Annotated in this window: 25 protein-coding genes; 10 read left to right on the top strand and 15 right to left on the bottom strand. The window is 71.6% G+C overall.

Features of this window, described 5'->3' with window-relative positions; translation table 11 throughout:
• Positions 1-16 precede the first annotated feature (16 nt).
• The 9 genes from MQE23_RS26240 to rsmI form a co-directional block, all read right to left on the bottom strand.
• Positions 17-1,780 (bottom strand): PQQ-binding-like beta-propeller repeat protein, encoded by a 1,764-nt coding sequence (locus MQE23_RS26240; RefSeq protein WP_020271275.1) that lies wholly within the window; start codon positions 1,778-1,780, stop codon positions 17-19.
• Between the two features lie 192 nt (positions 1,781-1,972).
• The gene (locus MQE23_RS26235; RefSeq protein WP_243380458.1) at positions 1,973-3,781 is read right to left on the bottom strand and encodes an ABC-F family ATP-binding cassette domain-containing protein; all 1,809 of its coding nucleotides are present in this window, start codon (positions 3,779-3,781) and stop codon (positions 1,973-1,975) included.
• Positions 3,782-3,852: 71 nt separating this feature from the next.
• On the bottom strand, positions 3,853-5,094 hold the full coding sequence (locus tag MQE23_RS26230) for a HEAT repeat domain-containing protein (RefSeq protein WP_020271273.1): 1,242 nt from the start codon (positions 5,092-5,094) through the stop codon (positions 3,853-3,855).
• A 61-nt stretch (positions 5,095-5,155) separates the two neighbouring features.
• Positions 5,156-6,055, bottom strand: coding sequence for a 4-(cytidine 5'-diphospho)-2-C-methyl-D-erythritol kinase (locus tag MQE23_RS26225; RefSeq protein WP_020271272.1), 900 nt, complete (start codon positions 6,053-6,055; stop codon positions 5,156-5,158).
• On the bottom strand, positions 6,052-6,939 hold the full coding sequence (rsmA, locus tag MQE23_RS26220) for a 16S rRNA (adenine(1518)-N(6)/adenine(1519)-N(6))-dimethyltransferase RsmA (protein ID WP_020271271.1): 888 nt from the start codon (positions 6,937-6,939) through the stop codon (positions 6,052-6,054). Before rsmA ends, MQE23_RS26225 begins: the two co-directional genes overlap by 4 nt.
• A gap of 220 nt (positions 6,940-7,159) precedes the next feature.
• Positions 7,160-8,683: a resuscitation-promoting factor gene (locus tag MQE23_RS26215; RefSeq protein WP_243380457.1), complete on the bottom strand. Its 1,524-nt coding sequence runs from the start codon at positions 8,681-8,683 to the stop codon at positions 7,160-7,162.
• A 126-nt stretch (positions 8,684-8,809) separates the two neighbouring features.
• Positions 8,810-9,691, bottom strand: coding sequence for a TatD family hydrolase (locus MQE23_RS26210; protein WP_020271269.1), 882 nt, complete (start codon positions 9,689-9,691; stop codon positions 8,810-8,812).
• Between the two features lie 79 nt (positions 9,692-9,770).
• Entirely contained in the window at positions 9,771-10,199 is a 429-nt protein-coding gene (locus tag MQE23_RS26205) for a hypothetical protein (RefSeq protein WP_020271268.1), read from the bottom strand.
• 284 nt (positions 10,200-10,483) lie between these two features.
• Complete coding sequence (gene rsmI / locus MQE23_RS26200; RefSeq protein WP_020271267.1) at positions 10,484-11,332, bottom strand: 16S rRNA (cytidine(1402)-2'-O)-methyltransferase; 849 nt, start codon at positions 11,330-11,332, stop codon at positions 10,484-10,486.
• Between the two features lie 111 nt (positions 11,333-11,443).
• Here rsmI and MQE23_RS26195 point away from each other — a divergent pair, with 111 nt between their 5' ends.
• On the top strand, positions 11,444-13,189 hold the full coding sequence (locus MQE23_RS26195) for a phospholipid carrier-dependent glycosyltransferase (protein WP_243380456.1): 1,746 nt from the start codon (positions 11,444-11,446) through the stop codon (positions 13,187-13,189).
• A 118-nt stretch (positions 13,190-13,307) separates the two neighbouring features.
• Here MQE23_RS26195 and MQE23_RS26190 read toward each other — a convergent pair whose 3' ends face one another.
• Positions 13,308-13,742 carry a VOC family protein gene (locus tag MQE23_RS26190; protein WP_020271265.1) on the bottom strand — a complete coding sequence of 145 codons (435 nt, stop codon included), beginning with the start codon at positions 13,740-13,742 and terminating at the stop codon, positions 13,308-13,310.
• Between the two features lie 170 nt (positions 13,743-13,912).
• On the opposite strand from MQE23_RS26190, the gene MQE23_RS26185 reads away from it, so the two are divergent.
• Complete coding sequence (locus MQE23_RS26185) at positions 13,913-15,544, top strand: penicillin-binding transpeptidase domain-containing protein (protein WP_243380455.1); 1,632 nt, start codon at positions 13,913-13,915, stop codon at positions 15,542-15,544.
• A gap of 96 nt (positions 15,545-15,640) precedes the next feature.
• Positions 15,641-17,314, top strand: coding sequence for a penicillin-binding transpeptidase domain-containing protein (locus tag MQE23_RS26180; RefSeq protein ID WP_243380454.1), 1,674 nt, complete (start codon positions 15,641-15,643; stop codon positions 17,312-17,314).
• Between the two features lie 29 nt (positions 17,315-17,343).
• Here the strand turns inward: MQE23_RS26180 and MQE23_RS26175 are convergent, their stop codons facing one another.
• The gene (locus MQE23_RS26175; protein ID WP_037667976.1) at positions 17,344-17,709 is read right to left on the bottom strand and encodes an SsgA family sporulation/cell division regulator; all 366 of its coding nucleotides are present in this window, start codon (positions 17,707-17,709) and stop codon (positions 17,344-17,346) included.
• A 169-nt stretch (positions 17,710-17,878) separates the two neighbouring features.
• Between MQE23_RS26175 and MQE23_RS26170 the strand changes: the two genes are divergently transcribed.
• The 6 genes from MQE23_RS26170 to MQE23_RS26145 all read left to right on the top strand — a co-directional run bounded on the left by MQE23_RS26170 (position 17,879) and on the right by MQE23_RS26145 (position 22,714).
• Positions 17,879-18,979, top strand: coding sequence for an energy-coupling factor ABC transporter permease (locus MQE23_RS26170; RefSeq protein ID WP_020271262.1), 1,101 nt, complete (start codon positions 17,879-17,881; stop codon positions 18,977-18,979).
• 1 nt (position 18,980) lies between these two features.
• Positions 18,981-19,742: a cobalt ECF transporter T component CbiQ gene (gene cbiQ, locus MQE23_RS26165; protein WP_020271261.1), complete on the top strand. Its 762-nt coding sequence runs from the start codon at positions 18,981-18,983 to the stop codon at positions 19,740-19,742.
• Positions 19,730-20,506 carry an ABC transporter ATP-binding protein gene (locus tag MQE23_RS26160; protein WP_243380453.1) on the top strand — a complete coding sequence of 259 codons (777 nt, stop codon included), beginning with the start codon at positions 19,730-19,732 and terminating at the stop codon, positions 20,504-20,506. The genes cbiQ and MQE23_RS26160 overlap by 13 nt, the downstream gene beginning before the upstream one ends.
• Before the next feature lie 10 nt (positions 20,507-20,516).
• The gene (locus tag MQE23_RS26155) at positions 20,517-20,954 is read left to right on the top strand and encodes a MarR family transcriptional regulator (protein WP_020271259.1); all 438 of its coding nucleotides are present in this window, start codon (positions 20,517-20,519) and stop codon (positions 20,952-20,954) included.
• A gap of 106 nt (positions 20,955-21,060) precedes the next feature.
• Positions 21,061-21,507 (top strand): organic hydroperoxide resistance protein, encoded by a 447-nt coding sequence (locus MQE23_RS26150; RefSeq protein WP_020271258.1) that lies wholly within the window; start codon positions 21,061-21,063, stop codon positions 21,505-21,507.
• Between the two features lie 43 nt (positions 21,508-21,550).
• A complete protein-coding gene (locus MQE23_RS26145; protein WP_243380452.1) occupies positions 21,551-22,714 on the top strand; it encodes a serine hydrolase domain-containing protein in 1,164 nt (387 codons plus the stop codon).
• On the opposite strand, the gene MQE23_RS26140 is transcribed toward MQE23_RS26145, so the two are convergent.
• The 4 genes from MQE23_RS26140 to MQE23_RS26125 all read right to left on the bottom strand — a co-directional run bounded on the left by MQE23_RS26140 (position 22,711) and on the right by MQE23_RS26125 (position 24,644).
• On the bottom strand, positions 22,711-22,986 hold the full coding sequence (locus MQE23_RS26140) for a DUF1876 domain-containing protein (protein ID WP_037667980.1): 276 nt from the start codon (positions 22,984-22,986) through the stop codon (positions 22,711-22,713). The genes MQE23_RS26145 and MQE23_RS26140 overlap by 4 nt on opposite strands.
• 71 nt (positions 22,987-23,057) lie before the next feature.
• Positions 23,058-23,903, bottom strand: a complete 846-nt coding sequence (locus tag MQE23_RS26135) for a DMT family transporter (protein WP_020271255.1) — start codon at positions 23,901-23,903, stop codon at positions 23,058-23,060.
• Positions 23,900-24,415, bottom strand: coding sequence for a YbaK/EbsC family protein (locus tag MQE23_RS26130; RefSeq protein WP_020271254.1), 516 nt, complete (start codon positions 24,413-24,415; stop codon positions 23,900-23,902). Before MQE23_RS26130 ends, MQE23_RS26135 begins: the two co-directional genes overlap by 4 nt.
• 43 nt (positions 24,416-24,458) lie before the next feature.
• Positions 24,459-24,644: a hypothetical protein gene (locus MQE23_RS26125; protein WP_010035316.1), complete on the bottom strand. Its 186-nt coding sequence runs from the start codon at positions 24,642-24,644 to the stop codon at positions 24,459-24,461.
• Positions 24,645-24,734: 90 nt separating this feature from the next.
• On the opposite strand from MQE23_RS26125, the gene MQE23_RS26120 reads away from it, so the two are divergent.
• Complete coding sequence (locus tag MQE23_RS26120; RefSeq protein ID WP_037667972.1) at positions 24,735-25,874, top strand: glutathione-independent formaldehyde dehydrogenase; 1,140 nt, start codon at positions 24,735-24,737, stop codon at positions 25,872-25,874.
• Positions 25,875-25,942: the final 68 nt, after the last annotated feature.

Genomic DNA, 25,942 nt, shown 5'->3' with positions numbered 1-25,942 from the left:
ACCGAAGGGGGAAGAGTCACTTGCCGTAGGCGAGCATCAACTTCTCCTTCGTGTCGTCGTTTCCGCTCAGCCGGGTGGTCGAGATGTAGAAGCGCCCGTCGACCCAGTCGGTGTCCTTGGAGAAGAAGCCGTTCTCGATGTCCGCCGCGGCCTGCGGGTTCTGGAGCAGCTTGACCGGCTTGTGGCCGCTGCCGCCGGTCGGGATGGACACGATCTGGCCGCCCGCGTCGTACGACGGCTCCACATAGGCGATGAGCTTGCCGCCCTCGACCTTCATCGGCAGCATCGACTCGTCGGCGGGGGACTTCACCCGCCACTTCTCCTTGCCGTCGGCGAGGTTGACCGCGACGATCTCGTTGGCGCCGGTGGTCGCCTCCGTCGGGAGGTAGAGCGTGGTGTCGTCGACGGCGACGCCCTGGCAGCCCTGGAGGTCGCGTTCGAGGATGGCCCAGCCGCATTCGGGGGCGAAGTCCTCGTCGAAGCCGACCTGCGAGCGGAACTTGCCGCCGGAGGTGAAGGTGGAGATGTTCCAGGCCTTCTTGTCCTTGTTGGTGCTGTAGACGACCAGCGGGCTGACCGAGTAGGTGCGCGCGACCCGCCAGCCCTTGTCGAACGGCTGGGTCCACTTCGCCTTGCCGGTCTTCGGGTCGAGCTCCTGCACCTCGTCGTGCTCCTTGTCGGTGCCCGCACCGCAGGAGGAGACGGCGATCAGCTTCTCGCCGCCGGCGAACGCGGACGGGAAGCAGGCACTGCCGTACTTCTTCTTGTCGAAGAGCTTGTCGCCGTTGGTGACGTCGTAGGCCGTGCCGGACTGGGAGCGGCCCACCATCAGCGTCTTGCCGGTGATGGACAGTTCGACGGAGAGCGTGGAGTCGAACAGGGCGCCGTCGCCGACCTCCTCCTTCCAGCCCTTCTCGCCGGTGTCGAGGTCGATCTCCTGGAGCTGGTTGCACTTGGCGCGGTCGCTGCTGCCGCTCATGTACGCGACGACGATCTTGTCGTCGGACGTCTTCTGCGGGGTGGTCGCGCAGATCTTCTGCGGGAAGGTGATCGCGTCCCAGGCCGGCTTGCCGTCACCGACGTTGTAGGCGAAGAGCTGCTTGTACGCCGCCTTCACCGCCGCCTTGTCGGTGATCCACATGCCGGGGGCGTCGGCGCCGGAACCGGGGGCGTCGGGCGCCTCCTTGTACCAGAGGACCTTCGCCTCGCCTGCCTGGCGGCCCTCGTTGAGGTTCTCCGGGTCCTCGCCGCCGTCGCCGCTGCCGTCACCGGGGTTGACCGGGGCGGAGGCGGCGGGCTTGCCGTCGTTGCTCGGCTGGGCGACCGGCTTCTTCTTGCCCTTGCCGTCGTCGCCGCCGGTGACCGCCCACACGGTGCCGCCGACCACGAGCAGCACGGCCACGGCGGCGCCGATGATCAGGGCGGGCTTGCCCTTGAAGGGGTTGCCCGAGCCGCCCCCGGGCGGGGTGCCGGGCGCGCCGGGGTAGTGCGGCTGCTGCGGGTAGCCGTAGCCGGGCTGGCCGTACGGGCCCGGCTGCTGCGGCTGGCCGTAGGGGCCGGAGTTGTAGGGTCCCGGCTGCCCGTACGGCCCGGGCTGCTGCGGGGGCTGCTGGGGATAGCCGTATCCAGGCTGCGGCGGCCCCTGCGGGGGCGGCGGCGTCTGGGGCGGTCCCTGGGGCGGCGGCGGGGTCTGCGGTGCCCCGAAGCCACCGCCCTGCGGCGGCTGGTTCTGCGGTGCTCCGAAGCCACCGTGCGGTGGCTGATTGGGCGGCTGAGTCATCAGCGGCTCCCCCGTTCGATCACTGATTTTTAGCCACGCCCTGAGGTACGCGATGGGCTCAGAGTCGCTTCATAAAGTTCTAAGACGGCTCTTTCTATCACCCCGTTCCGACAGCGCACCGGGCCGTGTCACCCCCTGTTCCCAAGGGAGGACCGGCCCGTGATGCCGTCGTTATGCGCCTTCACGCACCCTTCACGCGTCCTCGGCGAGTTCCAGCCAGCGCATCTCCAGCTCCTCGCGCTGACCGGCCAACTCGCGCAGCTCGGCGTCCAGTTCGGCGACCTTCGAGAAGTCCGTGGCGTTTTCAGCGATTTGCGCGTGCAGCTTGGCCTCCTTCTCCGAGACCTTGTCGAGCTGCCGTTCGATCTTCTGGAGTTCCTTCTTGGCGGCGCGCTGGTCGGCGGCGCTCTTCTCCGGGGCGGCGGTCTGCGGCGCCGCGGCGGGCGTCGAGGCGGCCGCGGCTTCCTCCATGCGCTGCCGCCGCTCCAGGTACTCGTCGATGCCGCGCGGCAGCATCCGCAGGGTGCCGTCGCCGAGCAGGGCGAACACCCGGTCGGTGGTGCGCTCGATGAAGAACCGGTCGTGGGAGATGACGATCATCGAGCCGGGCCAGCCGTCGAGCACGTCCTCCAGCTGCGTCAGTGTCTCGATGTCGAGGTCGTTGGTGGGCTCGTCGAGGAAGAGGACGTTGGGCTCGTCCATGAGGAGCCGCAGCAGTTGGAGCCGCCGTCGCTCACCGCCGGACAGGTCCCCGACCGGCGTCCACTGCTTCTCCTTGGTGAAGCCGAACGTCTCGCACAGCTGCCCGGCCGTCATCTCGCGCCCCTTGCCCAGGTCGACGCGCTCGCGCACCTGCTGCACGGCCTCCAGCACCCGCGTGGCGGGGTCGAGTTCGGCGACCTCCTGGGAGAGGTAGGCCAGCTTGACGGTCTTGCCGACGCGGATGCGCCCGCCCACGGGCTGGGCCTCGCCGTCGGTCCGGGCCGCCTCGGCCATGGCCCGCAGCAGGGACGTCTTCCCGGCGCCGTTGACGCCGACGAGACCGATCCGGTCGCCGGGCCCGAGCTGCCAGGTGACGTGCTTGAGGAGGACCTTGGGACCGGCCTGGACCGTGATGTCCTCCAGGTCGAAGACGGTCTTGCCGAGCCGCGTGGACGCGAACCGCATCAGTTCGCTGCTGTCCCGGGGCGGCGGTACGTCCTTGATGAGCTCGTTGGCGGCCTCGACGCGGAAGCGCGGCTTGGACGTCCGGGCGGGCGCCCCGCGCCGCAGCCAGGCCAGCTCCTTGCGGACGAGGTTCTGCCGCTTGACCTCCTCGGTGGCGGCGATGCGCTCGCGCTCGGCCCGGGCGAAGACGTAGTCGGAGTAGCCGCCCTCGTACTCGTAGACGTCGCCGCGCTGGACGTCCCACATGCGCGTGCAGACCTGGTCCAGGAACCAGCGGTCGTGGGTGACGCAGACGAGCGCGGACCGGCGGTTCTGCAGATGCCGGGCGAGCCAGGCGATGCCCTCGACGTCGAGGTGGTTGGTGGGCTCGTCGAGGACGAGCAGGTCCTGCTCCTCGATGAGCAGCTTGGCGAGCGCGATGCGGCGCCGCTCACCGCCGGACAGCGGACCGATGACGGTGTCGAGCCCCTTGGGGAACCCCGGCAGGTCGAGCCCGCCGAACAGGCCGGTCAGCACGTCCCTGACCTTGGCGACGCCGGCCCACTCGTGGTCGGCCATGTCGCCGATGACCTCGTGGCGGACGGTGGCCTCGGGGTCGAGGGAGTCGTGCTGCGTGAGCACGCCGATGCGCAGTCCGCCGGAGTGCGTGACGCGCCCGGTGTCGGCCTCCTCCAGCCTGGCGAGCATCCGGATCAGCGTGGTCTTGCCGTCGCCGTTGCGGCCGACCACGCCGATGCGTTCCCCTTCGGAGACGCCGAGGGAGACGCCGTCGAGCAGGGCGCGGGTGCCGTACACCTTGCTGACGTTCTCGACATTGACCAGGTTGACGGCCATTTCTCTCCTGACGAGGGGGGTGGATCGACCCTCCAGGGTAGTCGGGCGGGGCGGTGCTCCGTCCGGGGTCGTCAGGAGCCCCCGGCGGCCTCCTGGCGGCGCTGGTACCGCCACACGTCCAGCAGCCTCTCGTCGAACGGCTGCTCCGCGTCGACGGGGCCGATCCGGTGCTCGGCCTCCACACAGCGCGGGTCGTCGCGGTAGGCCAGGCCGGACACGGCGCAGATGCGGATCGGCTGCCGCTCGTCATGGGTGAGCGCGACCAGCGCGTCCCCGACCTCGGGGTCGGGCCCCCGGTAGTGAGCCAGCCAGCGGCACGCCGCCTCGCGTACGCCGGGGTCCTCGTCGCGGGCCAGGGTGAGCACCGCGGTGAGGCTCTCGGGGCCGGCCTGGGACCGGCCGTCCTCGGAGTGCCCCAGGGCGTCCGTCACCTGGGCGCGCACCCGGGGGTCCGGGTGGGCGAGGTGCGACAGGCCGACCGCCTCGATCTCCGGGGCGCTGTCGTGGGTCATCGCCTGGAGGATGACCGCCAGCACCTCCGGGTCCTCCTCCTGCTCGGCCCAGGGCACGAGCTCCCTGCCCCGGTCCCAGAAGGGGTCCCTTCCCGTGACGAAGTCCCCGAGGATCAGGAACAGCAGGATGTCGGCGGCGAGCAGGCGGTACAGCCGGTCGGGGTGGTTGAGGAGGTCCCTGGTCCACTGCCAGGTCTCCTCGTCCAGGCGGCGGCCGAGGGTGAAGACCACGTCCAGCCAAACGACGTGGTTCCGGTCGGGGTGGGCGAGGGCCCGGTCCACCAGCTCGTCGAAGGGCGTACGGATCCCGTAGCGCTCCTCCATGGAGGTGAGCACCGCCCGGTGCTCGTCGCGCACGGTCGTCCCGCCCAGCGTGAGCTGCTCGGACCACCAACCGACCTCGTCGTCCTCGACCCGGATCCGCATCACCGGCCCGGTGTGGCCGGTGATGCGGCGCAGTTCGGCCTCCGGGCCCGCCTCGGCCCATCGCCGGGCTCGGGCCAGCAGTTCGGCGCGCGCCGGTGCCGGGAGCGGGATCCGACTGGTGGCGAGCGCGTAGGTCAGCAGGTGGGACCCGCCGTCCACCGCCCGCGTCAGCGGGGTGCTCCCGTCGGGCAGCCGGCGCAGGGGGTCGGCGCCGGCCTGCAGCAGCGCCTCGGCGACGGGCCGGTCGTACGCCGCCACGGCCAGGCAGAGGACCGGGAGGCCGTCCTCGAGGGTGTCGGGGTCGGCGCCGGACCCCAGCAGCGCCGTGACCTCGTCCACGTCACCGCGCCGTACGGCCGCGACCAGTTCCCACACCCTTGCCCCCTCTTGAAACGACTGGGGGAGCCTAGGCGTCCGGCCGCGGCCGGGCACGTGATTAACGCCCGGCGACCGTCGCCCCGGGCGCCGGACCCGAGGCCGTCCGCACGGTCCGGCACGTGCCGGACGCCACCAGCGCCTGGGCGACGGCGGCCGCCGACTCCGGGCCGCGGACGAGGAACGCCGTGGTCGGGCCGGAGCCGGAGACCAGGGCGGCGAGGGCACCGGCGGCGCGGCCCGTGGCCAGGGTGCCGGCGAGTTCCGGGAAGAGGGAGAGGGCCGCGGGCTGGAGGTCGTTGGAGACGGCGGCGGCGAGCGCGTCCGGGTCGCCCTTCGCCAGGGCGGCGAGGAGCTCCTGGGAGGCGACGGGCTCGGGGATGTCCGTGCCCTCGCCGAGCCGGTCGAACTCCCGGAACACGGCCGGGGTGGACAGGCCGCGGCCGGCCATCGCGAACACCCAGTGGAAGGTGCCGCCGACCTCCAGGGGCGTCAGCTGCTCGCCCCGCCCGATGCCCAGGGCCGCCCCGCCGACCAGGCTGAACGGCACGTCGCTGCCCAACTCGGCGCAGATGTCGAGCAGTTCCTCCCGGGAGGCGCCGGTCTCCCACAGCGCGTCGCAGGCGACCAGTGCGCCGGCACCGTCCGCGCTGCCGCCCGCCATGCCGCCGGCGACGGGGATGTCCTTGGCGATGTGGATGTGGACGTCGGGCGTCCTGCCGTACCGCTCGGCGAGCGCTTCGGCCGCCCGTGCGGCCAGGTTCGTACGGTCCAGCGGGACCTGCCCCGCGTCCGGGCCCTCGCAGGTGAGGCGGAGCTCGTCGGCCGGGGTGACGGTGACCTCGTCGTAGAGGCCGACCGCGAGGAAGACGTTGGCCAGGGGGTGGAAGCCGTCGGGGCGGGCGGGGCCGACCGCCAGCTGGACGTTGACCTTGGCGGGGACCCGGACCGTCACGCTCACGCGGACTCCTCCTCCTGGTGCTGGTTCTGCTTGTGCTCGGCGATCCGCGCGAACTCCTCCACGGTCAGCGACTCGCCCCGCGCCTGCGGTGAGACCCCGGCGGCGACGAGGGCCGCCTCCGCGGCGGCGGCGGACCCGGCCCAGCCGGCGAGCGCGGCCCGCAGCGTCTTGCGGCGCTGCGCGAAGGCGGCGTCGACGACGGCGAACACCTCGGGCCTGGAGGCGGTCGTCTTCAGCGGCTCGGTCCGGCGGACGAGGGAGACCAAGCCGCTGTCGACGTTGGGCGCCGGCCAGAAGACGTTCCGGCCGATGGCGCCGGCCCGCTTGACCTCGGCGTACCAGTTGGCCTTGACCGACGGGACGCCGTACACCTTCGAGCCGGGCGGGGCGGCGAGGCGGTCGGCGACCTCCGACTGGACCATGACCAGGGTGCGTTCGATGCTCGGGAAGGCTTCGAGCATGTGCAGCAGGACCGGGACGGCCACGTTGTAGGGAAGGTTGGCGACCAGCGCGGTGGGGGCGGGGCCGGGCAGCTCCGTGACGTGCATCGCGTCGGAGTGGACGAGGGCGAACCGGTCGGCGCGGTCGGGCATGCGGGCCGTGATGGTCGCGGGCAGCGCGGCGGCGAGCACGTCGTCGATCTCGACGGCTGTGACGCGGTCGGCGACCTCCAGGAGGGCGAGCGTCAGTGACCCGAGGCCCGGGCCGACCTCGACGACCACGTCGTCGGGGTGGACCTGTGCGGTGCGGACGATGCGGCGGACGGTGTTCGCGTCGATCACGAAGTTCTGGCCGCGTTGTTTGGTGGGGCGTACGCCGAGGGCTGCCGCGAGTTCGCGGACGTCGGCGGGGCCGAGGAGGGCGTCGGGGGTGGGGCTGGTCACGGGGACAAGGGTACGGGGGGTTCGGGGGCCGGGTTTCCTGGTGCTCGGCGTTGGTGTGGGGCCGGGGGGTTACGCGGCCCGGCGATGTGGGGTGCTCGGCGGTGGGGCTGGGGCCGGGGGGTGCGCAGCCCGGCGGAGCGGGGTGCCGCTGCGCCCACCCGTGCCGCCCTTAGCGGCACGATTGCCCGCAGCTGGGCGGGACTGGTGCCCGCAGCTGACCTCACCCGTGCAAGCGGCCCCCGCAGTGCGGCCAGGGGCTCGCCCCTCTCCGCACATACAGCTTCTTCGCGCGGTACGTCTGTTCCGCCGCCGGGGCGTCCTGGGGGCGGCCCTTGCCGCCGAGGGCCTGCCAGGTGTGGGTGTCGAACTGGTACAGGCCGCCGTAGGTGCCCGACGAGTCGACCGCGTCGGGGCGGCCGCCGGACTCGCACGCCGCGAGGCCCTGCCAGTCGAGGTGGTCGGCGCCCTGCACGGACATCGGACGCGGCTTGGTGCCGACCTTCACCAGCTGCGGGCGCGGTTCGCGCACCACCTCGGAGCTGATCCGGCGCGGCTTCTGCTTGACGCCGTTGACGGTGCGCAGCGAGTAGGTGACCCGGCGCAGGCCGGGCCGGCCCGCCTCCTCGACGACCTCCGTGCCGCGGAACAGGGTCGGGTCGTCGGTCCGCCGCACCTGGAAGGGGATCGGCTCCTCACGGACCTCCTTGCCGCCGGTGATCCGCAGCACCGTGACGGTCTGCCCGTCGCGCGGGAAGCTCCCCTGCGGCACCGACGTGGTGTCCTGGCCGCGCAGGGTGATCCCGGCCTCCTCGACGGCCTCCCGCACGGTCGCCGCGTTGGTGCGGACGGTGCGGGCCCGGCCGTCCGCCATGATCGTGACCGTGCGCTCGGTCCGCACGTCCAGTGCGAGCCCTTCCCGCCCGATACTCCGGGAGCGCGAGGTGGACACGTACGCGCCCTCCTGTCGCACCCCCAGCTGCCGGAGCGCCCCCGCCACGGTGTGTGCCGTCGTCCACACCTCGCTCCGCTGTCCGTCGAGGGTGAGCCGCACGGGGCGGCCGTAGTGCACGGCGACCTCGTCGCCGCTGGCGATCTCCGCGCCGGGGCCGGGCGCCACCACGTCGTGGGCGCCGATGTCCACGCCCTCCTCCGCCAGCAGCTCGGTGACGTCGTCGGCGAAGGTGTGCAGCGTGCGGGACTTGCCGTCGACGTTCAGCTCGATCGCCTTGTCCTTGGCGACGAACGCCGTGGTCCCGCCTGCCAGGAAGGCGACGACCAGGGCCTGCGGAAGCAGCCGCCGCATGGAGCCGTCGCCCGGACGCTCGACGTACCGCGCCTTGCGCCGCCGCGCGGACCGCCGGTGCGAGCCGGTGCGCGACGCGGCGCGGGCTTCGGCGCGCGCTTCCGCGCGCGAGGGCCGCGTGCCGGTCGCGGGCGGTCCCGGATCGCCCGCGACCGGCACGCGGCCGCCCTGCCGGGGCAGTCCGGGCAGGGGCGGCGCCTCGTAGGCGGGCCGGTAGGTGTCCTCGTAGGCGACGGGCGCCCCCGGGTTCGTCCCGTACCCGAGCGTCTCGGCCCCGAGCGTCTCGGCGCTGTGCAGACCGGCGGACGGCGCGTCGAAGCCGCCGTACACCGGGTCCGCGTAGGCCGGGCCATACGTCTCGTACGCCTTGCACGCCTTGTACGCCTCGTATGGCTCATACGTCTCGTACGTCTCGTACGTCTCGTACCGCGAGTTGCTCACGCCGACACGCTCCAGGGGCCGGAGGGGGTCCAGAGGGGTCCGGATGGGGCCCCCAGAACCTAGCGGAGCGGTCGTCACTCTCCAAAGCGACGCGACTACGCACAGTCGTACGGGAGGGCGGGCGGGTCAGTAACCGAAGGCGCGTGCCGTGTTCTCCGCGAGAGCCGTCGCCAGCGTGTCCTCGTCGATGCCCCGCACCTCGGCCATGGCCCGCACCGTGATCGGCACGAGGTACGGGGCGTTGGGCCGCCCGCGGTACGGCGCCGGCGTGAGGAAGGGCGCGTCCGTCTCCACCAGCAGCAGCTCCGGCGGGGACACCGCCACCGCGTCCCGCAGGTTCTGGGCGTTCTTGAAGGTGACGTTGCCGGCGAAGGACATGAAGTAGCCCGCGCTCGCGCAGATCCGCGCCATCTCGGCGTCGCCGGAGTAGCAGTGGAAGACGGTCCGCTCGGGGGCGCCCTCCTCCTTCAGCACGCGCAGGACGTCGGCGTGGGCCTCGCGGTCGTGGATGACCAGGGCCTTGCCGTGCCGCTTGGCGATCTCGATGTGGGCGCGGAAGGACCTCTCCTGCGCCTCCTTGCCCTCGGGGCCGGTGCGGAAGTAGTCGAGGCCCGTCTCGCCGACGCCCTTGACCTGCTCCAGCGCGGCCAGCCGGTCGATCTCGGCGAGCGCGTCGTCCAGGGCGGCCTGACCGCCGGGCTCGCGCGCGCCCTGCCGCGACCAGCCGTCGGGGTCGCCGTGGACGATCCGGGGCGCCTCGTTGGGGTGCAGGGCGACCGTCGCGTGGACGGCGTCGTACGCCGCCGCCGTCTCGGCCGCCCAGCGGGAGCCCTTGAGGTCGCAGCCGACCTGCACGACGGTCGTCACTCCGACCGACGCCGCCTTCGCCAGCGCCTCCTCGACCGTGCCGGACTGCATGTCCAGGTGGGTGTGGGAGTCGGCGACCGGCACCCGGAGGGGTTCCGGGAGCGGGGGCGCGGCGTGCTTGCCGGAGTCGTTCGAAGGCATGCCCCGATCCTACGAAAGGGGTACGCCCTCCCCGATGGGGGAGGACCGGGGAGGGCGTCGACAAGGGGAGCCGGACGGGTCAGCTCGCCTTGCGCTGGAAGGGGTGCAGCAGGTCGGACAGATGCCAGTGGTGGTCCTCGCGCTGTTCCCGCTCGCCCGCGCCCTCGGCCTCGGCGTCCGCCGTCGGGGCCTGAACGGGGCCGGCCTGCGGGGGCACGCGGTGGGGCCGGTGCGCCGCGTTGCGCGCCGACTCGACCCGCCCGGGCCGCATGATCCGCACGAGGTGTCCGTCGCAGTTCTGGCACGTGGGCTTGCTCAACGGCGAGGGCACGACCTGGCCGTCCGCCACGTAGAGGACGAACTCGTGCCCCGCGGCGTCCGTGTGGTGCTCTATCTCGTACGACTGTTCCCAGCCGTACCCGCAGCGCATGCACGCGAAGGAGTACGACTCGTTGACGACGGCACTCGCACCGGCGCGGAGCCCGGTCTGTCCTGTGATCTCGCTCATGCCAGCTCCTGTTCCGCTGTGGCGTGAGGACGATTCCGCCCCCGCAACCCAGTGGACTCCTCAGCCGGACCGATGGCAGCAGACCTGTCGACTAATTGGCCCCGATTTGGGCGTCCCTTGCCCCTGACCCCCGCCACCTTTGCCCACCCATGGGGCGCACGCTCATCCGACATGCGCCCTGCTCAGAGGGTAGTTAGTCGCCCTTCAGCGGCGCGGGGAACTGCGCGCTCAACCACACACCACCCGCACCCCGCGAAGCACTCCAGCCCCCACCCCGAACCCGGCTACCCCGCCGCGTTCTTCGCGGCAACCACCGCATCGAACACAACCCTCTTCGGCACCCCGGCCTCGACCGCCACCGCGGCAATGGCCTCCTTACGCCGCTCCCCCGCTTCCTCCCGCACCCGGACCCTCCGCACAAGCTCCTCGGGCCCGACCTCCTCAGGCCCCTTCTCAGGCGCCCCCTCCACCACGACGGTGATCTCCCCCCGCACGCCCTCGGCCGCCCACGCGGCGAGCTCGCCCAGCCCGCCCCGCCGGACCTCCTCGTACGTCTTGGTCAGCTCCCGGCACACCGCGGCCCGCCGCTGCGCCCCGAACACCTCGGCCATCGCCGTGAGCGTGTCGTCGAGCCGGTGCGGAGCCTCGAAGTAGACGAGCGTGCGCCGCTCCCCCGCCACCTCCCGCAGCCGCCCCAGCCGCTCCCCCGCCTTGCGCGGCAGGAACCCCTCGAAGCAGAACCGGTCGACGGGCAGCCCCGACAGCGCGAGCGCGGTCAGCACGGCGGACGGCCCGGGCACGGCGGTGACCCGGACGTCCCGCTCCACGGCGGCGGCGACCAGCCGGTACCCGGGGTCCGACACCGAGGGCATCCCGGCGTCCGTGACGAGCAGCACACGCGCCCCGCCCGCCAGTTCCTCGACCAGCTCCGGCGTCCGCGCGGACTCGTTGCCCTCGAAGTACGACACCACCCGCCCCTTGGGCGTGACGCCGAGCGCCTGGGTCAGCCGCCGCAGCCGCCGCGTGTCCTCGGCGGCGACGACATCGGCTCCGGCCAGTTCCTCGGCGAGCCGGGGCGGGGCGTCCGCGATGTCGCCGATGGGGGTGCCTGCGAGTACGAGGGTTCCGGTCACGCCCCCATCCTCCCAGGGGCCGGGGACGCACACTCCGCCCAGGGGCGGAGGATGGGGACGCATACCGGCCATGCACGGGACTCACACAGCACGGTTCCCTACGATGGCGCGGTGACCAGTACCGCGTCCTCCACGGACACCCGGCAGGGCCAGGCGCCGCACGAGCAGCGGCCGTCCTGGCAGCAGCGGCTGCGCCGCTTCGGCTACCAGCAGCCACGAAGCGACGCCGGTGACGTCCGTGACCGGCTGGTGCCGCCGTACACCGAGCCCGGCCCGCGCCTGTGGGCCGCGCTCGGCGTCCCGCACACCCTCGCGGGGCGGCTGGTGCGCTGGTCGGGCTGGATCGGCCCGCTGCTCGTCACACTGCTGGCGGGGGTGCTGCGGTTCTGGAACCTGGGCAACCCCAAGGCGGTGATATTCGACGAGACGTACTACGCGAAGGACGCGTGGGCGCTCGTCCACCGCGGTTTCGAGGTCAACTGGGACAAGAACGCCAACGACCTGGTCCTCTCGTCCGGTGGGCACGTCACGATCCCGGCGGACGCGGCGTACGTCGTGCACCCGCCGGTCGGCAAGTACGTCATCGGGCTCGGCGAGCTCCTGTTCGGTTTCGATCCGTTCGGCTGGCGGTTCATGACGGCGCTGCTCGGCACGCTGTCGGTGCTGCTGCTGTGCCGGATCGGCCGCCGGCTGTTCCGCTCCACGTTCCTGGGGTGCCTGGCGGGCGCGCTGATGGCGGTGGACGGCCTGCACTTCGTGATGAGCCGCACGGCACTGCTCGACGGCGTGCTGATGTTCTTCGTGCTGGCCGCGTTCGGCTGTCTGCTCATCGACCGGGACCAAGCGCGCGGGAAACTCGCCGCGGCGCTCCCGGTGGACGCCGACGGCCGGGTCCGGCCGGACCGGCACGTCGCCGAGACGGCCCGTCTGGGATGGCGCCCCTGGCGCTGGGCGGCGGGCCTGATGCTGGGCCTGGCCTTCGCCACGAAGTGGAACGGCCTCTACATCCTGGCCGCGTTCTGCCTGATGGCGGTCCTGTGGGACGTCGGCTCGCGCCGGGTGGCCGGCGCCCGGCACCCGTACTCGACGGTGCTCAGGCGCGACACGGGCCTGGCGTTCGTCGCCACGGTCCCCGTCGCGATCGTCACCTACGTGCTGTCCTGGACCGGCTGGATCCTCTCCGCCACCGACGGCAAGGGCGGCTACTTCCGCAACTGGGCCGCGACCGACGGCAAGGGCGGCAGCTGGACCTTCCTGCCCGACTGGCTGCGCAGCCTGTGGCACTACGAGCACCAGGTGTACGAGTTCCACGTCGGCCTGTCCTCGCCGCACACCTACCAGTCCAACCCGTGGAGCTGGCTGGTCCTGGGCCGCCCGGTGTCGTACTTCTACGAGTCGCCGGCGCCCGGCAAGGACGGCTGCCCGGCGGACGCGGGCGAGAAGTGCGCCCGCGAGGTCCTGGCCCTCGGCACGCCGCTGCTGTGGTGGGTCGCCTGCTTCGCGGTCCTCTACGTGCTGTGGCGCTGGCTCTTCCGCCGCGACTGGCGCGCGGGCGCCATCGCCTGCGGCATCGCGGCCGGCTACCTGCCCTGGTTCATGTACCAGGAGCGCACGATCTTCTTCTTCTACGCCATCGTCTTCCTGCCGTTCCTGTGCCTGGCGGTGGCCATGCTCCTCGGCGCGATCATCGGCCCGCCCCGCTCCACCGACACCCGCCGCGTCGTCGGCGCCACGGCCGCGGGCGTCCTCGTCCTGCTGATCGCGTGGAACTTCATCTATTTCTGGCCGCTCTACACGGGCACCGCCATCCCCATCGACGACTGGCGGGCGCGGATGTGGCTGGACACCTGGGTCTAGCTGGGCAGACGCCCAAAGGCACGACGAAGGGCGACGGCGTTCACAGCGCCATGCCCGGCATCGCCCGGCTGCGAGGCTCAGGGGAGGTGGTTCCCCACCTCCCCTGAGCGGAGGATGTTCAGTCGATGCAGAACTCGTTGCCCTCGATGTCCAGCATCGGGATGCACGACTCGTTTTCCTCATCGGCGTACAGCGTTCGCACGTGGGTCGCCCCGAGCGCGACCAGTCGTGCGCACTCGGCTTCGAGCGTGGCGAGGCGCTCTTCCCCCACGAGCCCGGTGCCGACCCGGACGTCGAGATGCACCCGATTCTTGACGATCTTTCCTTCGGGGACGCGCTGGAAGTACAGGCGAGGGCCCACGCCTGAGGGATCACTGCAGGCGAACCATGATCCCCGCTCCTCAGGAGGCAGGGTGCGGTTGAAATCGTCCCAGGTGGTGAACCCCTCCGGTGGAGGCGGTGCGACGTACCCCAGCACTTCACACCAGAAGCGGGCGAGGCGCTCGGGTTCTGCGCAGTCAAAGGTGACTTGGAACTTCTTGATCGCTGACATCGGCGCACCGTACCGCGCACCGAGGGCGACCTTCAGCCGCCGTCTTCGGTCAAAAAATCGAAACGCCCGTGCCGGTAGTAACCGCTTGTGCATAGAGTGCTCCGGGATATGAGCTTTCTGAACACGTTCAAAGGGACGTGTGAAGCTCGAAACGGGGAGGGGACCGCCTCATGAGCAAGGGGGTCAAGGCCGCCGTCATAGGCGGCGTGTTCGCGGTGATGGTGGGCGGGGCCGGGTACGGGGCCTACAACATCGTGAGCGCGCTGAACGGTGACGGGGGCGGCACGAGCGGCGTGGCCACGGAGAAGAAGTCGGGGCCGCCCGGCAAGGACGAGGTGAAGGAGACCACGGCCAAGTTCTTCGCGGCCTGGGAGAAGGGCGAGGCCACGACGGCGGCGTCGTACACGAACAACGACGCGGCCGCCGAGCAGCTGCTGACCGCCTTCGGGGACGACGCGCACATCACCGACGTGAAGATCACACCCGGCACGGCGGCCGGTACCACCGTGCCCTACACGGTGAAGGCGAAGGTGGCCTACGGCGGGAAGTCGAAGCCGCTGAGCTACAGCAGCAAGCTGACGGTCGTGCGCGGTCTCACCAGCGGGCGGGCGCTGGTCGACTGGCAGCCGTCCCTCGTGCACCCGGAGTTGAAGAAGGACGACACCCTCGTCACGGAGCGGTCGGACAGCCCGCCCATCGAGGCGGTCGGCCGTGACGGCTCCGAGCTGACGAAGGAGAAGTACCCCTCCCTCGGTCCCGTCCTGGACGCCCTGCGCGAGAAGTTCGGACGGAAGGCCGGCGGCTCCGCCGGCATCGAGCTGGTCGTCCGGCACAGCGGGAGCGCTCCCGACACCCCGCTGCTGACCCTCGCCGAGGGCAAGCCCGGCAAGCTCACCACCACGATCAGCCCGAGCGCGCAGGCGGCGGCCGAGAAGGCGGTCAAGCGGTTCGCCCAGTCGTCGGTGGTGGCCGTCAAGCCGAGCACCGGTGAGGTGCTGGCCGTGGCGAACAACCGTACGGACGGCTTCAACGCGGCCTTCGAGGGCCGGACCGCACCCGGCTCCACGATGAAGATCATCACCGCCGCGATGCTCATCGACAACGGCGTGACCTCGATGAACGGCCCGGCACCCTGCCCGCCCACGGCGACGTGGCAGAGCCAGACCTTCAACAACCTCAAGGGCATGGAGCCCAACGAGAACGCCACCCTCGCCAACAGCTTCATGCGGTCCTGCAACACCGCCTTCATCAAGCTCATCGACGAGAAGCCGCTCACGGACGCCTCGCTCACCCAGGAGGCCGAGCAGCACTTCGGGCTCGGGCAGGACAACTGGAAGACGGGCATCGTCTCCTTCGACGGCAGCGTCCCCGCGGTCAGCGGCCCGGACCGGGCGGCCGGTGCCATCGGGCAGGGCCAGGTGCAGATGAGCCCGCTGAACATGGCCTCGGTGACGGCGACCGCGATCACCGGCACCTTCCGCCAGCCCTATCTCGTCTCGCCGAGGCTGGACGACCGGCAACTGGCCCGGGCCGAGGGCCTGAAGGCGAGCACCGCCGCACAGCTGAAGCAGATGATGCGGCTCACCGCCACCCAGGGCACCGCCCAGGAGGCCATGGCGGGGCTCGGCGGCGACATCGGCGCCAAGACCGGTTCCGCCGAGGTCGACGGGAACGCCAAGTCCAACAGCTGGTTCACCGGGTTCCGGAACGACATCGCGGCGGCGGCCATGACCGAGGAGGGCGGCCACGGCGGCGACGCGGCCGGGCCGATTGTCGCAGCCGTGCTACGAACAGGCGGCTGATCTCACCCGCGCAGGACGGGACTCTAGGGTGGATGCCGTCGTTGGGACAGCTGAGGGCATCGGGGACCCTGGGGATTCGCGGAGGAACGGACAGCAGTGGGCAACAGAAGGCGCGTCGCCGAGCGACGGAACACCAGACCCGCCGTGATCGGCGGGATGATCGCCGTGGTCGTCGGCGGCGCCGGGTTCGGCGCCTACGCGCTGTACGGCGCCGGCGCGGCGGCCGACGACGGCACCCGCGCGGCCTCCACCGACCAGAAGCCCAAGGTGAAGACCGGGCCCCTGTCGGTGACCGAGGTCAAAACCGCATCCCGGGCCTTCCTCACCGCCTGGCAGTCGGGGAAGGTCACCGAGGCCGCCGCGGCCACCGACGACTCGGCGGCGGCCAGGTCCCTGCTCACCGGCTACACCAAGGACGCCCGCATCAAGGACGTCACCCTCACCCCGGGCACGCCCGCCGGCGACAAGGTGCCGTTCGCCGTCAAGGCCACGGTGTCGTACAAGAACACCGAGAAGCCGCTGGCGTACGACAGCGCGCTGACCGTCGTCCGCCGTACGAGCGACGGGAAGCCGCTGGTCGACTGGCACGCGGCGGTCGTCCACCCCGACCTGAAGGACGGCGACAAGCTGGTCACCGGCGAGGCGGGCACACCCCCGGTCAAGGCGCTCGACCGGGACGGCGGCGAACTGACCAAGGAGAAGTACGCCTCGCTCGGCCCGGTCCTGGACGGGCTGCGCGAGAAGTACGGCAAGGAGGCCGGCGGCAAGGCCGGCATCGAGCTGCGGGTCGTGCGCGGGAAGTCCGCCAAGTCGGACGACCTGTCCGACAAGACCCTGCTGGAGCTGAGCGAGGGCACGCCCGGCACGGTGAAGACCACGCTGGACCCGGCCCTCCAGGCGGCGGCCGAGAAGCAGGTCGCGAAGAAGGCCCGGTCGTCGGTGGCCGTGGTGCGGCCCTCGACCGGCGAGATCCTGGCCGCCGCCAACGCCTCGCCCGGTTTCAACACCGCCTTCCAGGGCTCCCTCGCGCCCGGCTCCACGATGAAGGTCATCACCTCGTCGCTGCTGCTCGAGAAGGGCCTGGCCTCGGCGGACAAGAAGCACCCGTGCCCGAAGTACTTCACGTACGGGCACTGGAAGTTCCAGAACGACGACAAGTTCGAGATCAAGAACGGCACGTTCAAGGCGAGCTTCGCCCGCTCCTGCAACACGGCCTTCATCAGCCAGGCGCCGAAGCTCAAGGACGACGACCTGACCAAGCAGGCCCAGCAGGTCTTCGGCCTGGGGATGAACAACTGGGCGATCGGTGTGCCGTCCTTCGACGGCGCGGTGCCGGTGCAGTCGGCGGCCCAGATGGCTGCCTCGCTGATCGGGCAGGGCGGCGTCCGGATGAACCCGCTGAACATGGCGTCGGTGTCGGCGACGGTCAAGTCCGGCACCTTCCACCAGCCGTACCTGGTCTCCCCGGACGTGGACGGCCGCAAGCTCGCCACGGCCTCGCGCACGATGTCGGCGGGCACACTGTCCCAGCTGCGTGAGCTGATGTCGTACACGGCCGACTACGGCACGGCCGCGGAGGCGATGGCCGGGGTGAGCGGCGACGTCGGCGCGAAGACCGGGTCCGCCGAGGTCGACGGCCAGAAGAAGCCGAACGGCTGGTTCACCGCCTACCGGGGCGATCTGGCGGCGGCGGGTGTGGTCCAGCAGGGCGGGCACGGCGGTTCGACGGCCGGTCCGATCGTGGCGGCGCTGCTGAAGGCGGGCGGCTGAGCCTCAGGGCTCGAAGCCCGGGCCCGGGCTCAGTGCGTGACCGGTTCCGCGGCGGCCATGTACGTCCGCCGCAGGAACCGAAGCAGCGCCTGCCGCTCGAACTGCACCACCGACACCCCTTGTGCGGAGTGGAACTCCACGACGACCTGCACCCGGCCGCACGGCCACACCCTCACGTCACCGCTCCCGGCGGGGGCCCGCAGCCCCTCCTCCAGCAGCTCGCGGCCGAAGGTCCATTCGCGCCCCCCGGACCCGGGCAGCCCCATGCGCACCGACCGGGGATCGCGGTCGGGGTCGTACCGCAGCGTGACCGGAACCGCCTGCAGTTCGTCGATCAGCGGGACGGCCGCGTCCGTGACGATGTGGGCTCGCGCGTACTGCTCGACTACGGACATCGGACAGACCCTTCACCGTGCGCCATCTGTGTGGAGACTGTGCGTCCACTCCCTCTCCAATGTCGCATATTTTCCGGATTACGCCCCCGGAGGCCGGAGAGACCGCACGTGAGGTAAAACGAGCATCCCGCTCTTGCAAATCATTCGCATCAAGCCACATCATCGAACGGTGCATGTACCCGACGGATTCATCAACGCGCCCACCTCCGCCGCCACCGGTGTGATCGCCGCGGGCGCCGTCGCCGTGAGCCTGCGCGGCGCGCGCCGCGAACTCGACGAGCGGACGGCACCGCTGGCCGGACTCGTCGCGGCGTTCATCTTCGCCGTGCAGATGCTGAACTTCCCCGTCGCGGCGGGGACCAGCGGCCATCTGCTCGGCGGTGCGCTGGCCGCGATACTCGTGGGCCCCTACACAGGGGTCCTGTGTGTCTCCGTCGTCCTGCTCATGCAGGGCATCCTCTTCGCGGACGGCGGTCTGACCGCGCTCGGCGTGAACATCACCAACATGGCGATCGTCACCACGGTCGTCGCCTACGCCCTCTTCCGCGGCCTGGTGAAGGTGCTGCCCCGCACCCGCCGCTCGGTCACCGTGGCCTCGTTCACCGCCGCCCTGGTCTCCGTCCCGGCCGCCGCCCTGGCCTTCACGCTGATGTACGCGATCGGCGGCACCACCGACGTGTCGATCGGCAAGGTCGCCACCGCCATGATCGGCGTGCACGTCCTGATCGGCATCGGCGAGGCCGTGATCACCGCGCTGACCGTCGGCGCCGTCATCGCCGTACGCCCGGACCTGGTGTACGGGGCGCGCGGCCTCACGCAGAAGCTCAAACTGCGGGTGAACGGCGAACTGGTCGACGCCCCTGCCGCCGAGCCGGAGCCGACGCCCGTGGCCGCCCGGACCTCGCACCGCAAGGTGTGGGCCGCCGGCCTGGTCGCCTCCCTGGTCCTGGCGGGATTCGTCAGCTTCTACGCCTCCGCCGACCCCGACGGTCTGGAGAAGGTCGCCGCCGACCACGGCATCGACAAGAAGACCGAGGAGCACGCCGTCGCGGACTCCCCGCTCGCCGACTACGGCGTCAAGGACGTCGACGACGCCCGTCTGTCCGGGGGGCTGGCGGGCGTCATCGGCGTGGGTGTCACGGTCGTCGCGGGCAGCGCGGTCTTCTGGGCCGTCCGCCGCCGCCGTGACGACGACACCTCGCCGTCGAACACGACGAACACGACGAGCACATCGGCCACGCCGGACTCGACGAGCAGCACGAGCGTCTGACATGGGAGCGGGGCACGCGCACAAGCTCTACCGGCACGGGCACTCGCCCGTGCACGGTCTGCCGCCGCACACCAAGCTCGCCGCCGTGTTCGCCTTCGTGGTGGTCGTGGTGTCGACACCGCGGGAGGCGATGTGGGCCTTCGGGCTGTACGCCGCGCTGCTCGGGACCGTGGCGTACGTCGCGCGGGTGCCCGCCGGGTTCCTGCTGAGGCGGCTGCTGATCGAGGTGCCGTTCGTCGCGTTCGCGGTGCTGATGCCGTTCGTGGCGGAGGGCGAGCGGGTCGACGTCCTGGGGATGTCCCTGAGCGTCAACGGCCTGTGGGGCGCCTGGAACGTGCTCGCCAAGGGCACGCTCGGCGTCGCCGCCTCCGTCCTGCTCGCCGCCACCACCGAACTGCGCGAACTCCTCCTCGGCCTCCAACGGCTCAGGCTCCCGCCGCTCCTCGTGCAGATCGCGTCCTTCATGATCCGCTACGGCGACGTCATCACGGACGAGATGCGGCGCATGCGGATCGCCCGGGAGTCCCGCGGCTTCGAGGCGAAGGGCGTCCGGCACTGGGGTGTCCTGGCCAAGTCCGCGGGCGCCCTGTTCATCCGTTCCTACGAGCGCGGCGAGCGCGTGCACCTGGCCATGGTCAGCCGCGGGTACGCCGGCTCCATGCCGGTCATCGACGAGGTGACCGCGTCCCGGGCACAGTGGTCGTACGCCCTCGCCCTGCCGTGTGCCGCCCTCGTCGTCTGTCTGCTGGGATGGGCCCTGTGACTGATGTGACCCCTTCCCTGGACGTGGCCGGTCTGGCCTTCGCCTACCCCGACGGGCACCAGGCCCTCTTCGGGGTCGACTTCTCGATCGCCCGCGGCGAGCGGGTGGCCCTGCTCGGTCCGAACGGCGCCGGCAAGACGACCCTGGTGCTCCACCTCAACGGCATCCTGACCGGCGGCACCGGCACGGTGAAGGTGGCCGGACTGCCCGTCGGCAGACAGCACATGGCGGAGATCCGGCGCCGGGTCGGCATCGTCTTCCAGGACCCGGACGACCAGCTCTTCATGCCGACCGTCCGGGAGGACGTGGCGTTCGGGCCCGCGGCGGCCGGGCTGAAGGGGCCGGAGCTGGAGCAGCGCGTGGACCGGGCGCTGGAGCGGGTCGGCATGGCGGACTTCAAGGACCGCCCGCCGCACCACCTCTCCTTCGGGCAGCGCCGCCGGGTCGCCGTCGCGACCGTCCTGGCCATGGAACCGGAGATCCTCGTCCTCGACGAGCCCTCCTCCAACCTCGACCCCGCCTCGCGCCGCGAACTGGCCGACATCCTGCGGTCGTTGGACGTGACCGTGCTGATGGTCACGCACGACCTGCCGTACGCCCTGGAGCTGTGCCCGCGGTCCCTGATCCTCAGCGAGGGTGTGATCGCGGCGGACGGCCCGACCGGTGAACTGCTCTCCGACGAGGAACTGATGCGCGCCCACCGGCTGGAGCTGCCGTTCGGTTTCGATCCGCGTGCCGTGCCGGCCGCTCCGGCACGTCCGTGACAATGGGCGCGTGACGAACGAGGAGACCGAGAGCCCGCTGCTGCTGGACCGGCAGCTGTGCTTCGCGCTGTACGCCGCCCAGCGCGCGGTGACGGCGGCGTACCGCCCGCTCCTCGAGGAACTGGGCCTGACTTACCCGCAGTACCTCGTCCTGCTGGTCCTCTGGGAGCGTGGGGAGACCACGGTCAAGGAGCTGGCGGCCGCGTTGCGGCTCGACTACGGCACGGTGTCGCCGCTGCTGAAGCGGCTGGAGTCGGCGGGTCTCGTACGGCGTGAACGGTCGGCGCGGGACGAGCGGTCGGTGCTCGTGGCGCTGACCGGGCGCGGGGAGGAGCTCCGGGAACGGGCGGCGAGCGTGCCCGACGCACTGCTGGCGGCGACGGGGTTCGACAACGCGGAGGTCGCACGGCTCCGCGAGGAGCTGTGGCGGCTGGCGGAGAGCCTCTAGGAGCAGTTACCCCCGGTTGCCCACCCCTGGTAGCGGGAGGCCGGTTACCGGTCAGTACCTTGTGCACGATGTGTTTGTGCGCACTTGTTTCCCGGGGGAGGACAGCATGATGGACGGCCCCGCCGTCGACACCCGCCCGACGAAGATCATGTACGTGGCCGAGGCCACGGCCCACGGCGGCCGCGAGGGCTATGTCACCAGCCAGGACGGACAGCTCGACCTCAAGGTCGCGATGCCCCCGCAGCTCGGCGGCGACGGCAACGGCACCAACCCGGAGCAGCTCTTCGCAGCCGGCTACAGCTCCTGCTTCCACAACGCGCTGATCCTGGTCGGCAACCGCGAGGGCTACGACCTGACCGGCTCGACGGTCGCCGCGAAGGTCGGCATCGGCCCCAACAAGCAGCGCGGCTACGGCCTCGCGGTCGCCCTGAGCGTCTCGCTCCCGGTCCTCGACCCGGACCTCGCGACCAAGCTGGTGGACGCGGCCCACGAGGTCTGCCCGTACTCGAACGCGACCCGCGGGAACATCGACGTGACCATCCTGCTTGGCTGAAGGGGAGCAACGAGAGCACCGCAGCGAGACGAGGAGTACGGACGTGGACGTGCACGGCACAGTGGCCGAGGGCTTCGAGCCGGTCAGGGACGCGTTCGTACGGAACTTCGCCACGCTCGGGGAGCGGGGCGCCGCGGTCGCCGTCTACCGGGACGGGCAGCGGGTCGTCGACCTGTGGGCCGGCACGAAGGACGTCGACGGCACGGCCCCCTGGGAGCGCGGCACCGCCCAGGTCGTGCGCTCGGCGACGAAGGGGGTCGCCGCCGCCGTACTCCTGCTGCTGCACCAGCGCGGGCAGCTGGACCTGGACGCGCCGGTGGGCCACTACTGGCCGGAGTTCAAGGCGCGGGGCAAGGAGCGGGTGCTGGTCCGGCACGTCCTGAACCACCGGGCCGGCCTGCCCGTACTCGACCGCCCCCTCACCCCCGAGCAGGCCCTCGACCCGCTGCGGGGCCCGGAGGCGGTCGCCGCCCAGGCCCCCGCCTGGGAGCCCGGCACCGACCACGGCTACCACGCGCTCACCTACGGCTGGCTCCTCGACGAACTGGTGCGACGCGTGACCGGGCAGGGCACCGGCGCATGGCTCGCCTCACAGATCACCGGCCCGCTGGGCCTGGACCTCTGGCTGGGCCTGCCGGACGCGGAGGCCGGCCGGGCCGGACGCGTGGGCCGCGTCGAGGGACCCGAACCGGCCGGCGGCCTGCGCGCCCGCCCGAAGCGCTCGGTCACCGAGGCCTACGAGGACCCGGCCTCCCTGACCCGCCGGGCCTTCGCGGCGATCACTCCGTTCCCGGACCAGAACGACCCGGCCTACCGCGCGGCGGCCCTCCCCGCGACCAACGCCGTCGCGACGGCGGACGGACTGGCCCGCTTCTACGCGACGCTGATCGGCGACACCGCCGGCGCCGCCCGCCTGTTCACCCCGGAGACGGTCGCACTGGCCCGGACCGAGGAGTCGGCGGGCCCCGACCGCGTCCTGGTGGTCGGCACCCGCTTCGGCCTCGGCTACATGCTGCACGGCAGCGCCTCCCCCTTCCTCACACCGGGCTCCTTCGGCCACCCGGGCCGCGGCGGCGCCCTCGGCTTCGCCGACCCGGAGACCGGGATCGCCTTCGGCTACGTCACCAACGGCTTCCGCAAGACGGTGACGGCCGATCCTCGGGCGCAGGGGCTGGTGCGGGCGGTGCGGGGAGCACTGGGGCTCTAGACGTGGATCGGGTGGGAGGTCCGCCCCGACGCCTGGTCGATCTCCTCGTGGGCCTTGGTCAGGAGCTGCATGGCGAGCTCGTTGAGCGCCCGGGCGCCGGCGATCTCCTCCCCGACTCTGGGCTGATTGACGTCGGTCCGGTGCCGGCTCGCGTGTCCGCGCGCCCGTACCTCGGTGCCGTCGGGCAGCCGGACCATCGCCACCGCCTGGGTGTGCTGGTCGTCCTCCCGGAACTCCATCTCGACGTGCCATCCGACTCTGGTGTGCATCATGTCGATCACCTCCGGAACGTCTAGTTCCAGGGTCCTCCTCGGGAGGGGGATGCGCACCCGTCCGGCCCGGTCTATCCGGTGTGCAGCATCAGCCCGATCCCGACGACGAGCAGCCCGGCCGCCACGATTCTCGGCGTCCCGAACCGCTCCTTGAAGAACACGGCCCCGATCGCCGCGCCCACGATGATCGACGACTCGCGCAGGGCGGCGATGGGCGCGAGTTCGGCCTTGGTCTGGGCCCACAGGACGAGGGCGTAGGCGGCGACGGAGAGGGCGGCCCCGATGAGCCCGATCCCGGCGAACGGCCGGAGCACGGCGACGGTCTCCCTCCTCCAGCGGCTCACGGCGTAGGCGGGGATCACGACCCCCTGCACGGCCATCAGCCAGGCGATGTATCCGAGGGAGGACCCGGAGGCGCGCACGCCGAGTCCGTCGACGACGGTGTACGCCGCGATCGTCAGCCCGGTCGCCAGGGCCGCCCCGATCGCCGCCCAGTCGGGCCGGCGCCCCCGCAGTCCCCACACGGCGACGCCGGTCAGCCCCGCGCACGACAGGGCGACGCCGGCTGCGGCCCACCCGTCGGGCACCTCGTGCGCGAAGACGGCGGCCAGCACGGTCACGACGAGAGGCGCGGTGCCGCGCGCGATGGGATAGGCCTGCCCGAAGTCGCCCAGCCGGAAGGACTTCATGAGCAGCGCGTAGTAGGCGATGTGGATGACGGCCGAGCCGAGCAGATACGGCCAGGCCCGGGCCGCCGGAAACGCCACGAAGGGCGCCAGGGCCAGCCCGATGACCACCCCGCCGCCCGAGATCAGCGCGAAACCGGCCAGCTTGTCGGTGATCTTGTGGGCGATGGCGTTCCAGCTGGCGTGCGTGACGGCGGCGAGCAGGACGGCGGCGGTGACCAGCGGCGTCACGCGGCGTGCTCGCGCACGTCCACGAGGGTGGCGCCGGCGTGGGCGACGAGGTCGCGGGGCGCCATGGGGAACACGGTGTACGGCGTCCCGGCGGCGGCCCAGACGACGTCGTGGGCCAGCAGGGACCGGTCGGCGAGCACGCGCGTCCTCGTCCGGTGCCCGAAGGGCGGCACGCCGCCGATGGCGTACCCGGTGGTCTCCCGCACGACATCGGCCCTGGCCCGCGTGACCTTGTCCGCCCCGAGCTCCTTGCGCACGAGCTCGAGGTCGACCCGGGAGGCCCCGTCCATGAGGACGAGCACCGGCACACCGTCCGCCGCGAAGATCAGCGACTTGCAGATCTGACTCAGCTCACACCCGAGCGCGGCGGCGGCCTCGGCGGCGGTGCGGGTGGCTTCCGGGAACCGGCGGACCTGGGGTACGAGGTCCCCGATCCCCAGCTCCCGCAGGGCCTCGGCGAAACGGGGGTGCGCTCCGGGGTTCTCGGCGTCCGTGGCGTCTGTCGTCGTCATGCGGGCACGCTAGCGGTACGTGTACGAGGCACGCGAGGCGGTTTCAGCCGGTGGCGTCCTCCGGCCGGACATCCGCGAACTCCCACCACGCGAGCGGCAGCCAGTCCCCGTCGACGAAACCGTCTACGGAGCCGCCGGTGCCCTGGATGGTCACGCGCGTCCCCTCCGGATAGACGACGCCGGACAGACCGGGGACCGCCACGAGCAATGTGCCGATACGTCCTGACAAAGCGCTACTTCCTTTCTTCTGTAGATGCAAATCGTCTCATCATGCACCAGCCTGGTATATGACCCACGGCACAGTTGGAGGTGCGTGACGATGAGGGCTGTCGTGTACAAAGGCCCCTTCGAGGTAGCGATAGAGCAAGTGGAGGACCCACGGATCCAGCACCCGAACGATGTGATCGTCCGTGTCACCTCGACCGCCATCTGCGGCTCGGACCTGCACATGTATGAGGGCCGTACCGCCGCGGAACCGGGGATCGTGTTCGGCCACGAGAACCTCGGGGTCGTCGAGGAGGCAGGAGAGGGGGTCACCTCGCTCAGCCGCGGCGACCGGGTGGTGATGCCCTTCAATGTGGCATGCGGCTTCTGCAAGAACTGTACGGCCGGCTTCACGGGCTTCTGCCTGACCGTGAACCCGGGCTTCGCCGGCGGCGCCTACGGCTATGTCGCGATGGGGCCCTATGTGGGAGGCCAGGCGGAGTACGTGCGCGTGCCGTACGCCGACTTCAACTGCCTCAAGCTCCCCGAGGGCACCGAGAAGGAGACCGACTTCGTCCTGCTCGCCGACATCTTCCCGACCGGCTACCACGGCAACGAACTGGCCGACGTGCGTCCCGGTGACAGCGTCGCGGTCTACGGCGGCGGCCCGGTCGGGCTCATGGCCGCCTACTCCGCGATGCTGCGCGGCGCGAGCAAGGTGTTCGTGGTCGACCGGGTCGCGGAGCGGCTGCAGAAGGCGCGGGAGATCGGTGCCGTGCCGATCGACTTCACCCAGGGCAGTCCGGCGGAGCAGATCAAGGAGCAGACCGACGGCCAGGGCACCGACAAGGGGATCGACGCCGTCGGCTACCAGGCGCAGGCGCAGAGCGAGGACCGCGAGGAACCGGCGACCGTGCTGAACTCGCTCGTCGAGACAGTCCGGCCGACGGGCGCGCTCGGCGTACCCGGCCTGTACGTCCCGCGCGACCCGGGCGGACCGGACGAGCAGGCGAAGCAGGGGATGCTGATGGTCAGCATCGGACGCCTCTTCGAGAAGGGGCTCCGGATGGGCACCGGCCAGTGCAACGTCAAGCGGTACAACCGCCACCTGCGTGACCTGATCATCGAGGACCGTGCGAAGCCGAGCTTCGTCGTCTCGCACGAACTTCCTCTCGACCAGGCGCCGACGGCGTACGAGAAGTTCGACAAGCGCGTCGAGGGTTACACCAAGGTCGTTCTCCACCCGCACGGTTGAGAGACTCCACCCGCACGCTTGAGAAGGATGAGAAAGAAGAGCCGGTGAGGGCTCCCCGTCCCCACGGG

This window comes from Streptomyces sp. HP-A2021, from assembly GCF_022807935.1.
GTDB classification, from domain to species: Bacteria; Actinomycetota; Actinomycetes; order Streptomycetales; family Streptomycetaceae; genus Streptomyces; species Streptomyces afghaniensis.
This window is presented reverse-complemented; position numbering and strand designations above follow the sequence as displayed.

Excerpts from the sequence above, each read along its gene's own strand:
- MQE23_RS26235 (WP_243380458.1), bottom strand. The coding sequence starts at position 3,781 with ATGGCCGTCAACCTGGTCAATGTCGAGAACGTCAGCAAGGTGTACGGC.
- MQE23_RS26190 (WP_020271265.1), bottom strand. The coding sequence starts at position 13,742 with ATGTCAGCGATCAAGAAGTTCCAAGTCACCTTTGACTGCGCAGAACCC.
- MQE23_RS26175 (WP_037667976.1), bottom strand. The coding sequence starts at position 17,709 with ATGTCCGTAGTCGAGCAGTACGCGCGAGCCCACATCGTCACGGACGCG.
- MQE23_RS26130 (WP_020271254.1), bottom strand. The coding sequence starts at position 24,415 with ATGACGACGACAGACGCCACGGACGCCGAGAACCCCGGAGCGCACCCC.
- MQE23_RS26210 (WP_020271269.1), bottom strand. The coding sequence starts at position 9,691 with ATGCCTTCGAACGACTCCGGCAAGCACGCCGCGCCCCCGCTCCCGGAA.
- MQE23_RS26240 (WP_020271275.1), bottom strand. The coding sequence starts at position 1,780 with ATGACTCAGCCGCCCAATCAGCCACCGCACGGTGGCTTCGGAGCACCG.
- MQE23_RS26140 (WP_037667980.1), bottom strand. The coding sequence starts at position 22,986 with ATGATGCACACCAGAGTCGGATGGCACGTCGAGATGGAGTTCCGGGAG.
- MQE23_RS26205 (WP_020271268.1), bottom strand. The coding sequence starts at position 10,199 with ATGAGCGAGATCACAGGACAGACCGGGCTCCGCGCCGGTGCGAGTGCC.
- MQE23_RS26150 (WP_020271258.1), top strand. The coding sequence starts at position 21,061 with ATGATGGACGGCCCCGCCGTCGACACCCGCCCGACGAAGATCATGTAC.
- MQE23_RS26185 (WP_243380455.1), top strand. The coding sequence starts at position 13,913 with ATGAGCAAGGGGGTCAAGGCCGCCGTCATAGGCGGCGTGTTCGCGGTG.
- MQE23_RS26160 (WP_243380453.1), top strand. The coding sequence starts at position 19,730 with ATGGGCCCTGTGACTGATGTGACCCCTTCCCTGGACGTGGCCGGTCTG.
- cbiQ (WP_020271261.1), top strand. The coding sequence starts at position 18,981 with ATGGGAGCGGGGCACGCGCACAAGCTCTACCGGCACGGGCACTCGCCC.
- MQE23_RS26120 (WP_037667972.1), top strand. The coding sequence starts at position 24,735 with ATGAGGGCTGTCGTGTACAAAGGCCCCTTCGAGGTAGCGATAGAGCAA.